Annotated in this window: 10 protein-coding genes and 1 pseudogene; 5 read left to right on the top strand and 6 right to left on the bottom strand. The window is 36.6% G+C overall.

The features are described from left to right. Positions 1-8 precede the first annotated feature (8 nt). The 4 genes from LN051_RS01795 to LN051_RS01780 all read right to left on the bottom strand — a co-directional run bounded on the left by LN051_RS01795 (position 9) and on the right by LN051_RS01780 (position 4689). The gene (locus LN051_RS01795; protein ID WP_229292925.1) at positions 9-1148 is read right to left on the bottom strand and encodes a glycerate kinase family protein; all 1140 of its coding nucleotides are present in this window, start codon (positions 1146-1148) and stop codon (positions 9-11) included. Positions 1149-1241: 93 nt separating this feature from the next. Next, positions 1242-1841 carry a class A sortase SrtA gene (gene srtA / locus LN051_RS01790; RefSeq protein WP_229292924.1) on the bottom strand — a complete coding sequence of 200 codons (600 nt, stop codon included), beginning with the start codon at positions 1839-1841 and terminating at the stop codon, positions 1242-1244. 94 nt (positions 1842-1935) lie between these two features. Then, positions 1936-3219: a pyruvate MFS transporter gene (locus tag LN051_RS01785; protein WP_229292923.1), complete on the bottom strand. Its 1284-nt coding sequence runs from the start codon at positions 3217-3219 to the stop codon at positions 1936-1938. Positions 3220-3498: 279 nt separating this feature from the next. Next, positions 3499-4689, bottom strand: coding sequence for an MFS transporter (locus LN051_RS01780; RefSeq protein ID WP_229292922.1), 1191 nt, complete (start codon positions 4687-4689; stop codon positions 3499-3501). Positions 4690-4951: 262 nt separating this feature from the next. Here LN051_RS01780 and LN051_RS01775 point away from each other — a divergent pair, with 262 nt between their 5' ends. From LN051_RS01775 to LN051_RS01755, 5 genes and pseudogenes are all read left to right on the top strand, one after another. Further along, the gene (locus tag LN051_RS01775; RefSeq protein ID WP_229292921.1) at positions 4952-6910 is read left to right on the top strand and encodes a fructose-1,6-bisphosphatase; all 1959 of its coding nucleotides are present in this window, start codon (positions 4952-4954) and stop codon (positions 6908-6910) included. 393 nt (positions 6911-7303) lie between these two features. Then, the gene (locus LN051_RS01770; RefSeq protein ID WP_229292920.1) at positions 7304-8695 is read left to right on the top strand and encodes an alanine/glycine:cation symporter family protein; all 1392 of its coding nucleotides are present in this window, start codon (positions 7304-7306) and stop codon (positions 8693-8695) included. Positions 8696-8934: 239 nt separating this feature from the next. Beyond that, positions 8935-9363 (top strand): annotated as a pseudogene (locus LN051_RS01765) (pyridoxamine 5'-phosphate oxidase family protein). 46 nt (positions 9364-9409) lie between these two features. Beyond that, complete coding sequence (locus tag LN051_RS01760) at positions 9410-9781, top strand: VOC family protein (RefSeq protein WP_229292919.1); 372 nt, start codon at positions 9410-9412, stop codon at positions 9779-9781. A 135-nt stretch (positions 9782-9916) separates the two neighbouring features. Next, positions 9917-10660, top strand: a complete 744-nt coding sequence (locus LN051_RS01755) for a MerR family transcriptional regulator (RefSeq protein ID WP_229292918.1) — start codon at positions 9917-9919, stop codon at positions 10658-10660. A 115-nt stretch (positions 10661-10775) separates the two neighbouring features. Here LN051_RS01755 and LN051_RS01750 read toward each other — a convergent pair whose 3' ends face one another. Both LN051_RS01750 and LN051_RS01745 read right to left on the bottom strand, forming a co-directional pair. Then, positions 10776-12554, bottom strand: a complete 1779-nt coding sequence (locus tag LN051_RS01750; protein ID WP_420853984.1) for an ABC transporter ATP-binding protein — start codon at positions 12552-12554, stop codon at positions 10776-10778. After that, positions 12544-14325 carry an ABC transporter ATP-binding protein gene (locus LN051_RS01745; protein ID WP_229292917.1) on the bottom strand — a complete coding sequence of 594 codons (1782 nt, stop codon included), beginning with the start codon at positions 14323-14325 and terminating at the stop codon, positions 12544-12546. The genes LN051_RS01750 and LN051_RS01745 overlap by 11 nt, the downstream gene beginning before the upstream one ends. Positions 14326-14377: the final 52 nt, after the last annotated feature.

Here is a 14377-nt window from a genome sequence, read left to right as displayed (position 1 = left end):
CGACAGTTTTATGACATATGAGCGTACACTTTTGCTAAATTAAATGCCCACTGCTCTAAATATTCTGGCCCCTTCTCTAAAGCTTCTTCTAAATTGTTAGGTCCAGGTACAAGTGAAAAGACTGCGTCAATACCGTGTTCATACACAGCTTCATGGCCTTCCCCTAACATACCCGCCACTGCAATCACAGTTTTTTTGTATAACTTCGCTGCTTGAGCTACGCCTATAGGGGTTTTACCATATATCGTTTGGCCATCTATTTTACCTTCACCAGTGATTACTAAATCAGCGTTCAAGGCATGTTGCTTAAACTTTGTCGTTTCTAAAACAATATCGATGCCCGAACGTAACTGTACATTCAATGCGGCGAGTAAGCCTGCACCTAGACCGCCAGCAGCACCAGCTCCCGGTTCATTTGCTACATCTTTTTTCAAATCTTTCTTAATTACGTAAGCGAACCGCTGTAGTGCCGCTTCAAGTTGTAATATGTGCTCTGGTGTGGCGCCTTTTTGCGGACCATAAACCATTGTTGCACCGCGCAGACCTAATAACGGATTAGACACATCGCACGCCACTTCAAATGTGACAGTGTTTAAACGTTCATCGCGTTGTGATAAATCTATCGTCTCTAAATCAATAAGCGCTGCGCCGCCAAAAGGAAGCTCGCACCCACTTTTATCTTTCAAACGACCACCTAAAGCTTGAATACATCCAGCACCACCGTCATTAGTCGCGCTTCCACCAATACCTAAAATAATATGAGACACACCTTGTTCTAAAGCATCGCGTACCAATTCTCCTGTTCCATATGTCGTCGTTAACAAAGGATTACGCGCCTTACACGCTACTAAACCTAAACCTGAAGCTTCTGCCATTTCGATAATAGCAAGCTCGCCTTGCTTCGCTATACTATATGTAGCTTCAACTTTATTGCCAAGTGGCCCAGTTACTGTAATTGTCCGCCACTTACCATGTAATGCATCATGCAAGGATTGAATCGTTCCCTCTCCACCATCTGCCATCGGAAGCTTTACATATGTCCATTCATCCTTAAAGACACGTTTAAAGCCACGCTCAATTGCTTTCGCTGCTTCCATCGCCGTCATACTTTCTTTAAAAGAATCTGGGGCAATTAATAACCTTTTCATGATGTCACACTCCTTTTTTCTTTAATATAGCACAATCAAAAAAGCGATGGGCCAACGAACATAAACATGTTCAAGCCGCATCGCTCATTGTTATTAAGCAACTTCTTCAGCAACATAAATACTACGCGTCAACCATTTTCCTGTTTTTTCATCATAATCATCGCACGTAATTAACGTAAGCTGCTTTTTATCTTTTTTCATCTCATCTAAAACTTCTACTGCATAAGGATCTACATCTTTAATCGATGTAATCTTATACTTTCGTGTTTCTTTGCCTACTTTAAAAGTGACCTCATCACCTTTTTTAGCTTTGTGCAACTTTGTAAATTGATAGTTCAGTGAATAATCTGTATGACCGGCAATAGCAATATTTTGATCATTCAATGATTCATTCGCCTCAGCAAAGCTCACGCCACGATTCAATTGTTCAGGCGTAGCTGGTCCCGGATAAACAGGTTCTTTAATCCCCACAGATGGAATGCTGAGCACACCCGCAACTTGAGATTTATCTTTAGGAATTTCAACTTTTTGAGATGCTTCTTTTTTCTGCTTCGTTTGATACTGTTCAATTTTGTTATTGTTTTCTTGCTTCGTAAAATAGGCATCAATCTGCGGACGAAAAGCAAGATACAACCCACCTAAAATTAATATAACACCGATTAATGGCATTAAAATACGTGACATTGGTTTCATATCTCAAACGCCTTTCTAAACTAAATTAGTTATATTTTACCATATTAAATTGGAAAACAAACCAAAAAGACTGGCTTCCGCCAGTCTTTTTATGTTATGCCTTTTCCGCTTCATCACGAATTAATGGTTGATCTGGTTTAACGAAGAACCATAAAACAATCGCTGCAACGACCAATACTAACATAGATAATAAAGTAGGTTTCCAACCAATACTTTCTGCTAACACAGCCGCAACGATTGGGCTTGTCATTGCTCCAACATTTCCCCAAAGGTTCATCCATCCAGATACAGAACCTGAGAAGTTACGCCCAATATCTGTCGCTGATGCCCAACTCATAACCATTGAAAGCCCTACACCTGCTAAACATAATGACATCCAAAAGATATTCATTACTAATGAACCTGCATTTACTGCAAATACTAATGAAATACCAAATACGATAAATCCAAAAATAGCAATTGTTGCACGTGCAATAAAGCGTGATTTTCCTGTGCTTAAAATTTTATCAGAAATTGCTCCCCCAACCATAATTAAAACGAACATTAATAACCATGGAATACCTGCTAATTTACTCATTGTGAACGTGTCAATTTTATATGTCTCAATGAGATATGTAGGATACCAAATTAAGAATAATGTGATAACAAACTGTACGACAAAATATTGTGCCGCAATAGCATAGAAACTAAATCTTGCAAAAAATTGTGCCCACGGTGCAGAAGATTTTTCCGTTTCCACAACATCACGATTTTCCATAATGTAAAGTTTTTCAGCCTCATTTACCATTTTGTGATGTTCTGGTAAATCTTTAGCAATAATCGCCCAAAGAATCGCAATTAAAAAGCCTACAATACCAAAAATAAAAAATACAGCTTCCCAACCAAATGTATTATAAATTGCGACTGTAATAAATGGTGCTAATACAGGACCAAAATAAGACCCTGCTAGTAATGCGCTTGATGCACGCCCTTTTTCATCCTTACTAAACCAAAATGTATTAAATACAGCGTTGGATGGATACATCGGTGCTTCCCCCACTCCAAATAAGAAACGTACTGCAAATAATAAACCATGGTTTTTAACGACTCCTGTTAATATCGTGAAAGCACTCCACCATACCAATGCAATCGATAACATTCTTTTAGGACCAAATTTCTCAGCTAAAAAGCCTGAAGGTACTTGCATTAATGCATATCCAAGTGAGAAGAACGTAGCAAGTAATGAAAATTGTTTTTTAGTTAAATCTAAGTCCTCCATCATCGGCGTCGCAATATAAGAAATATTTGCGCGATCCATATATGCAATAACTCCAATTAAGAAAAACATCCCTGCGAACATCCAACGGACTTTTGTTCTTTTCTGACGTTGTTGATTCATGATTTGCCCCCTCTTTTTCATTAGGTCATCTGATGACCTTTTCAGTTAGCTTTTTGAATATACCACAACAAGAAAGCGGTTACAATAGAATTTTGAAATTTTTATGAACAAAGAGATGTTAACAAGAAGTTAAAAGTTTAGAATTTATAATAATTAGGTCTAACTATTATAAAACAATGTTCCTGTAAACAAAGAACGAATTAAGCAAGCTATTTTGCATAATTCGTTCTTTTAAAAATTATATTTGAGCTCTAGTTCATTCACTTAAATTTTTAAAGCTTATTTTACAACGCTATCTTCTGTTTTCCGACCATGGACCATCCAATAGAGTCCTATACATATAAAGATTAAAATGGCTGTCATCACATACATCGTACTAAACCCTAATGTTGTTGTTGCAAAACCAAGGATGAAAGGACCAAACCCTAATCCAAAATCTAAACCGATATAAAATGTTGAGGTCGCAATCCCCATTTTATCTTTATCTGAAACTTTTATCGCTGCGACGTTGCAAACTGCCGTCATTGAACCGTATCCCATTCCTAGACATACGCCTGAAACAATTAACAACCATCCTGTTTGAGGTTGAAGTATCGCTAAAGCTATTAAACTGATACAGAAAAGTAAAAGCGCGGGGTAAGCGATGGCATTTTCACTATACTGATCTATAAGCTTCCCAACTAACGGACGTGTGATAATTGAAGCCACCGCGTATGCGATAAAATAATAACTTGCTAATGTTACTAAATTCAGTTCGCCAGCATAGCTTTGGATAAAAGACAAAACTGAAGCATAACCCAACCCGCAAATGAGCATGACACTTGCAATTGGCAATGCTGGTATAGAAACAAATTGCGAGAGTTTAAACGATTTTTCTTCTGACGTTAAAGTGGTTTTCTCAAATGGAACGTTTAAAACAAATGATAAAAGTAGCGCAAAAAATGCAATGATCACACACAGTGTAAATAACACATAAGTTGGATATTGATGTGACAATAATAAACCTAGAAAAGGGCCTATTGCTGCGCCAACTACTAAACTTAAACTAAACAAACTAATCCCTTCTGCGCGCCGATTCACCGGAGAAATAAGCGCAACGATTGTTCCTGTCGCTGTCGAAGCAATCGCTAATGCAAAGCCATTAAGTAGTCGCGTCATCATTAAAAACAGCAATGAGCTTTCCACAAAATAAAAACATTGTGTTATTAAAAATGCACTTAGACCAAGCAATAATACTTTTTTTGGTCCGATAACATTAATAAAACGACCAGTGATAAAGCGTCCCAGCAATGCGCCTACAATAAATATTCCCATCACAAGGCCAGCAATACTATCAGAAACATGGTACTTTTCAACCGTATATTCAGTCATCACAACGATAAGTAAATACATCGTCAAATAAAGTAATAAGCTGATCAAAAAATTAACGCTATAGTTTTTGGTGACTAATGGTACTTTAGAAGATGTCATAATTATCCTCCTTTAAAATAGTGAGCTTTGCTAACTATTAGCGTTATCATTTTAAACCTAAGTTTAAAAATTTGCAACAAAGTGGTGTTATCGCGCATCATCGTTTTAAGCACTCTGAATTTAATTTCCAACACAAATATGATTTAATAGAGTTGGAAGCGCTTAATTTTTTATACATAAATTAATCTCGAGCAATTACTCATAACATAAAGGGTTTCAACCTTGTTTAAATTACAAATTTCAAATCAGAGGTGGCAAATAAATGCAATCCATTAAAGAATCTGAATTAAAAAAACAATACTTAGATTTACTTGCTGAGAAGTTTGATTCAGAAGAAAAAGTGGCAACTGAAATTATCAGTTTAGAATCAATATTAGAATTACCTAAAGGGACAGAACATTTTGTAAGTGACTTACACGGTGAATTTAACGCATTCCAACACGTTTTAAGAAATGGTTCAGGAAATGTACAATCTAAAATCCACGACATATTTAATGAACGTTTATCAGTGGCAGAAATGAATCAATTGACCGCCCTCGTCTACTATCCTGAAGACAAGATTAAATTAATTAAAAATGAATTTAATACAAAGGCTGAGCGCGCGATATGGTATGAAAACACCATTCTTCAACTCGTTGAACTCATTAAATATACATCATCTAAATATACACGCTCTAAATTACGTAAAGCTTTACCGAAGCAATATGTTTTTATTATTGAAGAGTTGTTGTACAAAAGTAACAAATATAACAACAAAAATGATTATTACAACAACATTATTCAACAAATCATTAACCTTCACCAAGCCGATAAATTAATCATCAGTTTGTCTAATACTATCCAACGCCTTGTCGTGGATCACCTTCATGTTGTTGGTGATATCTATGATCGTGGGCCAGATCCAGATAAAATTATAGATACATTAATCGATTATCATTCTGTAGATATCCAATGGGGTAATCATGATGTTCTATGGATGGGCGCTTACGCCGGTTCTCAAGTATGCCTTGCCAACCTTTTACGTATCTGTGCGCGCTACGATAATTTGGATATTATTGAAGATGCTTACGGCATCAATTTGCGCCCGTTATTAACACTTGCTGAAAAATATTACGACGATAACCCGGCTTTCCGTCCAAAAAAACATCCTGAAAAAACACCTTCAGAATCGGAAAAGCTTCAAATCACAAAAATACATCAAGCTATCGCTATGATTCAATTTAAATTAGAAGGCCCTATTATTAAACGCCGTCCAGAATTCGAAATGGAAAATCGTTTAATATTAGACCGTATCAATTACCATGATCAAACGTTAGACATTGACGGCCAAACGTATCCATTGGAGCATACATGTTTCAGTACCATTGATCCGCGCAACCCAACCGCTTTATTAGAAGAAGAAAAAGAAGTTATGGACAAGTTAATTATTTCATTCCAAGAATCTGAAAAATTACGTCGTCATATCGACTTCTTAATGAAAAAAGGCAATTTATATTTGCGTTACAATGGTAACCTACTTATCCATGGTTGTATTCCGGTAGATGACAACGGCAATATGGAAGGTATGGAAATCGAAGGTACTTATTATAGTGGACATGAATTGATTGATGTATTTGAATATCATGTGCGTAAAGCCTACGCTGATTTAGATGCACAAGATGATCTTTCTACCGATTTGGTTTGGTACTTATGGACTGGAAAATATTCGTCCTTATTTGGGAAACGCGCGATGACCACATTCGAACGTTATTTCATCAGTGATAAAGCAACGCATAAAGAAGTGAAAAATCCTTACTATCATCTGAGAGAAGATGAAACAATGGTGAAAAAAATGTTGGAAGAGTTTGATATGGACCCTGAAACTGGCCGTATCATCAATGGTCATACACCTATTAAAGAACGTGAAGGTGAAAATCCTATTAAAGCAAATGGCAAAATGCTTGTCATTGATGGTGGATTTTCAAAAGCTTATCAAAGCACTACTGGCATTGCCGGCTATACATTGTTATACAATTCTTTCGGTATGCAATTGGTCGCCCATCAAGAATTCAACTCTAAAGAAAATGTTTTAAAAACAGGCGAAGATGAGCTCTCAATCCGTCGTGTCGTCGACGAAGAACTAGAACGTAAATTGATTCGTGATACAAATAAAGGCGCTGAACTTCAAGAAGAAATCGACATGCTAAAAGCGTTAATGGCGTATCGGTATATGAAAAAATAAGCATAAATGGAAGTAGGACAACGATATCTTCATTGATGTTTGACCTACTTCCTTTTTTTCTTTTAAACGACTCAATATTTTGAAACATAATACTTCTTAAAGTGTTATTTTGCTCTTTCTTCAAATATAATTGGCAATTTTTATCATAACAGTGTAAAATTTAGTAATGTGAATTTTTAAGTTTCACGTTGTTCTAATATATATGAATTGCTTTATAATGCACTTTGAAAGCTAAAAACATCTTCAAAATTTGCTAACATATGAAAACCACTTCTATCACATGGCATAGCGCTTGAAATGTTTTTCAAATTAAACTGTGGTTTTACAGCAAAGAACAACTATCTTATAATGATGAAAACGTTTTCTTCAACGAATACAAATGGAGGGGTTTTTGTGTTAGATGTATTAAATAAAATTAATGCGGTTTTATGGGGAGCACCGAGTTTAATTTTATTAGTAGGTACAGGATTATTTTTAACATTTATACTTAAAGGATTACAATTTAGCAAATTAGGCCATGCATTCAAGCTTGCATTCGTGCCTAATCAAAAAGATACTGACGAAAGCGAAGGCGATATTAGTAACTTCAAAGCTTTAATGACGTCTCTAGCAGGTATGATTGGTAACGGAAACATAGCAGGGGTCGCAACAGCTGTCACACTTGGTGGACCTGGCGCTGTATTTTGGATGTGGGTCGTAGGTTTACTGGGGATGACTACAAAATACGCTGAAGCGTTGCTCGCAATGAAATACCGTGATAAAAACCAAATTGGTGAATATATCAGTGGACCAATGTATTACATAGAAAAAGGTTTAGGGCACAAATTTAAATTTTTAGCTATCGCCTTTGCAATCTTTGGTGCTTTTGCTGCCCTAGGCATTGGCAACAGTGTGCAATCTAATACGATTGCCGATGTAATGACAAATAGCTTTAATGTTAATGGCGTTATAACGGGGATTGTTTTAGTAATTTTAATCTCGTTTATCATTTTTGGAGGCATTAAGCGCATCAGTGATGTTGCCGGCTTTTTCGTTCCGATGATGGCCTTTTTATACATTGGTGCTTCTATCATCATTATTATTATGAATTATGATAAAATTCTTCCAGCTTTTGGATTGATTTTTGAACACGCCTTTACACCGGTATCTGCAGCAGGCGGATTTTCCGGTATTATGGTAATGCAAGCGGTTCAACATGGTGTGTCTAAAGGGATCTTTTCAAACGAAGCTGGTCTTGGTACGGTCGCTTTGATTTCGGGTAATGCGAAAACCAGTCACCCGGTCATCCAAGCACTCGTTGCAATGACTGGAACATTTATCGTAACGATTGTTGTATGTACAATGACAGCACTTGTACTACTTGTCACTGGTTTTTGGGATCCTTCTGGCGGTCTTCTTTCAGGTGTGCCACATGATCCAAGTTTAGAAGCTGGTGCGCTTACTAGTAAAGCCTTTGCCTCTTCACTTGGCGTTGTTGGTGAATATGTTGTATCGTTATCCGTCATCTTCTTCGGTTTTTCAACAATTATTGCATGGTTTGTTTATGGTGCCAAATGCTTTGAATATTTATTCGGTGTAAAGCTTGTTATGATTTATGCAGTTATTTATGTCATTGCTACTTTCGTAGGTACAGTTGCTGACTTACGTTTAGTATGGGCTTTTGCTGACACAGCTAACGCTTTAATGATGATTCCAAACTTAATTGGCCTTTTATTCTTATATAAAGTTATCAAAAAAGAAACAGAAGATTATTTTAAGCCATCAACACGTCAATTAAATGAATGATTTAAATTTTACTTTTATGGGGCAGGACTACGAAATCAAATAGATTTCTGTCCTGCATTTAATGAGAGAATTACAGTTAATAAGTCACAGTAGCTGTCTGGATTGAAACTTCGCTTACTAGCTCATTTCAACCCTAGTCAGCCTTGTGGGGGTGGGACAACGAAATCAAATAGATTTCTGTCCCACTCCCCGTTTTTTCTGCTCTTTTCTTGGGTAACTGTATTGTGAGGTGATTATGCATGAAGCACGATGTGGTTCATAAAATTGGTGAAGTGATCAATCTATCACGTGTCGGTGTCTTATCGACTGCTTACAACAATCAGCCTCATAGTCGTTAGATGATTTTTTACAATGATGGCTTAGAACTATATGCGAAAACAAGTAAGCATACACGTAAATTTGAAGAAATAAAGCATAATCCATATGTACATGTTTTGTTAGGTTATGAAGCACAAAATCACTTACCTTATGTCGAAATTGAAGGTTCGGTTGAAATCGTCACAAAACAAGCCCAAATCGATTGGCTTTGGCAAAAACAAGAGCAAACACATTTTGAATCAAAAGATGATCCTAACTTAGCCGTTCTTCGTGTTATTCCTGAAAAAATTACATTACACGATAAAAATGACAAAACAGCCCCACTTGAAATTGATGTTAGTAACCTTTAATATATAGAGCAATACAAAATTCTTTTATAAACAAAGGAGTCCCGATATGATTAAACAATTACAAGAAGTCATGCTTTATGTAGATGATCAAGAAAATGCAAAACAGTTTTGGACTGAAAAACTAAATTTTAAAGTCGTATCTGACGATATCGCTAATGACATGCGTGTTATTATTTTAAGCCCTTCTGAAGATGCACAAACATCCATCGTATTACACGACAAAGCTAAAGTTGAAGCAATGGAAATGGGTGTGAATACAGGAACACCTTCTTTAATGTTTGTGACTAAAGATATTGATCAACTTTATGAAGACTTGAAATCAAAAGGTGTCACTGTAGGCGACAAAGTAGACATGCCAAGTGGTACAGTCTTTAACTTTTCTGATGATGAAGGGCACTACTTTGCAGTTAGAAATTAATATTTTATACACGAAAACGCATATTAAAGCAGTATAAACAGGTTATGAAACAATTTTCATAACCTGTTTAATTTTTTCTATTGACCTTGACGTTACGTCAACTTGTACATTGTATTTAGAAAGCGAGGTGAAAAGATGTATACGATTAAAGAAATGGCAGAACTTACACATGTCTCGACGCGGACGTTGCGCTATTATGACCAAATTGGATTACTTAAAGCGCACCGTAAACAAGATTCAGAATATCGTTACTATGATAGCCATCATTTGGATCGCCTTCAACAAATACTTATTTATAGGGATATGAATGTACCATTAACACAAATTAAAGCAATTTTAGATGATTCAAATTTAGATTTAACATCGACATTACAACGCCACTTAGATCATCTCATGAACCAACAATCGCAGTTAACGCATCAAATTAACTGTGTTAAAAAACAATTAGGAGGAACAAAAATGTCAGTAGAAGCACGATTTGAACAATACAAAAAAGCACAAATTGAAAACAATAACGCACAGTATGGTGCAGAACTTCATTCAAAATATGATACGGAAGAGCTGAAGGATTTTGAAACGCATTATTTAAATTTAGATAAAACTACTTTTGACAATGCAAAAGAAGCAGAGCAACAACTCTTCTCAGCACTTAAAATCATGTTACAACAGGAGCTCCCTATCGATAGTGATGAAGGCCGCTTCATTTTTAAAGCGCATCAATCATGGTTACAAGCAATGGCACCACATTATTCGAAAGCTTATCACTTACAATTGGCTACACTCTATGTTGAAGATACACGATTCGCTCAATATTATGATGACCATGCGGGTGACGGTGCAGCGATACTTTTATCCAACATCATACAACATTATGCCTAAGCTTAATGTATGCACGCTTTCCTAATAGAAGCCTAACTATCAATAGATAATGAATATTAAAAGAGCGAGGGACAGAAATCGATTTGATTTTTGTCCCTCGCTCAATGTTAAACACCTAGGAAACTTGACCACTTCGCTGTAATTGATACATTTTTTGGTAAATGCCACCCGCTTTAATTAATGATTCGTGTGTACCACGTTCTACGATTTCACCTTGATTCAATACAAGTATCAAGTCTGCATCTTGAATCGTTGATAATCGATGTGCGATGGCTAATGTCGTTCGTCCATGTCTCATTTTAGTTAAAGACTGTTGAATTTGTTCTTCTGTTTCAGAATCAATATTCGCCGTGGCTTCGTCTAAAATTAAAATTTTAGGGTTGATTGCCATCGTCCTTGCAAATGCGATAAGTTGACGCTGACCACTTGATAACGTGCTTCCCTTTTCTATAACTTCATGTTGATAGCCATCTTTAAAATTCATAATGAAGTCATGCGCGTATACAAATTTTGCAGCCGCTTCAACTTGTTCAAAAGTCATTGTCGGATGATACAGTTTAATATTAGATTCTATCGTTCCGTAAAACATGAACGGGTCTTGAAGTACTAACCCAATTTTTTGTTTCAATGCTTCTTTTGGATACGTTCGAATCGATTGACCGTCAATCAAAATTTCACCCCGTTCAAATTCATAAAAACGCATAAATAAATTAATAATCGAGCTTTTTCCTGAACCCGTATGTCCAACGAGCGCCACAGTTTGCCCGGGCTCAGCAGTGAAACTAATATCCTTCAACACGTCTCTTTCTCCATCATAACTAAATGACACATTTCGAAATTCTATACGTCCGTCGTTAATATAACCTTTGTCGCCTTCTTGTTTAGGGGCACTCTCTTCATTATCCATCATCTTAAACACGCGACTAGCAGAAACAACCGCTTGTTGAAAAATATTTAAATTCTGACTCACTTGGTTAATAGGTTCAAAAAAACGTTGCATATATTGGATAAACGCGTAAACCGTCCCTGCAGTTACCGCTGTTTTAAAGCTCAAAATACCAAAATAAGCTAAAATTGCAATGATAGATAAAGTTGAAATTAATGTAATGGCAGGCCTTAAAAGTAAACTATCTAAACGAATCGTTTTCATAGAATAATGATAGTGTGACATGTTAATTGCTTCGAACTCTGACTTTAAGCGTTTTTGTTGGTTAAATACTTGTATGATTTTCATACCTTCAATAGACTCGCCGAGTTTGGCATTCAAATCTGATAGTTTTCGACGTGTTTGATAAAAATAGAGTGAAGCATATTTACGATATATGCCTAATACTAAAACAATCAATGGCATGAAGCACATTGCAAAAAAGGCCATTTTAAAATCTAACACAAACATCATAATAAAGCTTGAAATCACCATAAATATGGCAACTAAAAATGTAGCTAAAACGCCTGTAAACATTTCCACTATCGCTTCCGTATCATTGGTTAATCTTGAAACGATACTTCCACTTGGGGTTTGATCGAAAAAACGCATTCCTAAGCTTGAAATATCTCTAAACGCATCAATCCGTAACTGTTGAATGACTTTTAAAGCTAAAAATTCTAAAAAGTAAATACTAAAATAAGATGCTAATGCGACGATGAGTTCAACCCCGATAAATAGCACAAGCAACATAATTATTTCATTTCCTGGGAAATGACGCGGAACAAGATATTGGTCAATAAAAACTTTAACGATGTACGGTACGAGCATGCTGCCTGCGGTAGACAAGACTAACATCGATAAAGCCAAGGCGATGAGCGGTTTGAAAGGTAAGGTATACTTCAACAAACGGCCTAGCGTTTTCATTTGGTCTTTAGACGACATCTGTAGTTGCGTTTCACTCATCATTCTTCCCCCTTTCTACTTGTTCCTCCAAGGCTTGATTTAAACGATTTTCCATCGCTTGAGCTTGGAAAGTGTCAGCATACCATCCCTGAAGTTGAAGTAATGTTTCATGTGAGCCTTTTTCAAGTATCGTTCCATCACGCATTACAATAATTAAATCCGCGTGCATCACTGCACTCATACGATGGGCAGTAATAATATTCGTTTTGCCTTGACGCTCTTGTTTTAAGTTTTGTAAAATTTGCGTTTCCGTTTCAGCATCTACTGCAGATAACGAATCATCTAATATGAGCACTTCTGGGTCTTTTAATAACGCACGGGCAATGGAGATACGTTGTTTTTGTCCACCGGATAGGGAAACACCGCGTTCGCCGACAACTGTGTCATATTGTTGTGGTAATGTCATAATATCTTGATGAATGCGACTCATTTCACTAGCGTGATACAACGTGGCATCATCAACTTGAGGTGCACTAAACGCAATATTTCCCCGAATTGTTGAAGAAAATAAAAAATGATCTTGAGGGACATAACCAAATTGCGCTCTTAATAATTGAATCGGATATTGCTGAATAGGATGTCCGCCATATGTGATATCTTTAGCACGCGGTGGATCGAATTCTCTTAACAGTAATCGAATCAATAAACTTTTACCTGATCCTGTACTTCCTACGATACCGACCGTCATCCCTGGCTCAATCGTAAAATGAATGTTATACAGGTCAGGCTTATCCGCTTTAGAAAATGCAAACTGATCGAGTTGAAATTGAATTGCACCTCGAGGTGGTACAGTTAATGTTTCATGATGATGAGTGTCATCTACGACCGCAAGTAAATCTAAAATACGATCATAAGACGCACGTCCACGTTGTACGATATTAAAGAAAAAGCCCAATGCTAATAATGGCCATATCATCATACCTAGATACGTTGTAAATGTGATAAGTTGGCCAATTGTAATCGTATTATCTATTACCATACGCGCCCCAAAAATCACGCTCAATAAGTAACTCGCTCCTATTACAATTTGTATTGTAGGATCGAATAATGCGTCTATTTTAGTCACTTTGAGATTTTTGGCTACAACACGATCACTTAATTGACGAAAGTCTTCTTCATCTGAACTTTCATAACCAAACGATTTCATTACTTTTACACCGGCAATACTTTCTTGTGTTTTGTCATTGAGCTCACTAAATGCCCCTTGTGCTTCTTTAAACCCTTTATGGAGTAGATGTCCATAAAATTGCGTTAAGATAACAAGGATAGGGAGTGGCAACATCGCAATGAACGTCAATTTAACGCTTATCGTCGCAGCCATCATAACCAGTGTCATCCCACCCATAATGACGGCATCCGATATCGTCATGACACCAATGCCCGCTGTACTTTGAACAGCACGGATATCATTGGTCGCATGCGCCATTAAATCACCTGTACGATACTTTTGAAAAAATGCTGGTCGCATGCTTATATATTTGTCGTACAATTGTTGACGCAATAACCGTCCTAACTTGGCACTCGCACCAAATAATTGTAAGCGCGAATAGTATCTCAAGCCATAGACAATCACGCCTGTGATAAAAATAACCATTAAATACATAATTAAAAGTTGCGGCGTCAATGTTTTGCCCGTCATATGGTCAATGACACGGCCGATGATTTGTGGTGGCATTAAACTACAAAATGCGGTAATAAGTAATGCAATCATCGCCGAACCAAATCGCCATTTTTCTTGTTTAAAAAACCATACTAATGTTCGAAAAACCTTCATAACATCCCTCCTTTAAAAATAGATGTTGTATCGATTCATGTGTTTGCTTATT

The sequence above is a fragment of the Staphylococcus ratti genome (genome assembly GCF_020883535.1).
GTDB lineage: Bacteria > Bacillota > Bacilli > Staphylococcales > Staphylococcaceae > Staphylococcus > Staphylococcus ratti.
The sequence above is the reverse complement of the archived record's forward strand: the minus strand, read 5'-3'. Positions and strand labels throughout refer to the sequence as shown.

Excerpts from the sequence above, each read along its gene's own strand:
- LN051_RS01750 (WP_420853984.1), bottom strand. The coding sequence starts at position 12,554 with ATGATGAGTGAAACGCAACTACAGATGTCGTCTAAAGACCAAATGAAA.
- LN051_RS01755 (WP_229292918.1), top strand. The coding sequence starts at position 9,917 with ATGTATACGATTAAAGAAATGGCAGAACTTACACATGTCTCGACGCGG.
- srtA (WP_229292924.1), bottom strand. The coding sequence starts at position 1,841 with ATGAAACCAATGTCACGTATTTTAATGCCATTAATCGGTGTTATATTA.
- LN051_RS01760 (WP_229292919.1), top strand. The coding sequence starts at position 9,410 with ATGATTAAACAATTACAAGAAGTCATGCTTTATGTAGATGATCAAGAA.
- LN051_RS01780 (WP_229292922.1), bottom strand. The coding sequence starts at position 4,689 with ATGACATCTTCTAAAGTACCATTAGTCACCAAAAACTATAGCGTTAAT.
- LN051_RS01775 (WP_229292921.1), top strand. The coding sequence starts at position 4,952 with ATGCAATCCATTAAAGAATCTGAATTAAAAAAACAATACTTAGATTTA.
- LN051_RS01795 (WP_229292925.1), bottom strand. The coding sequence starts at position 1,148 with ATGAAAAGGTTATTAATTGCCCCAGATTCTTTTAAAGAAAGTATGACG.
- LN051_RS01745 (WP_229292917.1), bottom strand. The coding sequence starts at position 14,325 with ATGAAGGTTTTTCGAACATTAGTATGGTTTTTTAAACAAGAAAAATGG.
- LN051_RS01785 (WP_229292923.1), bottom strand. The coding sequence starts at position 3,219 with ATGAATCAACAACGTCAGAAAAGAACAAAAGTCCGTTGGATGTTCGCA.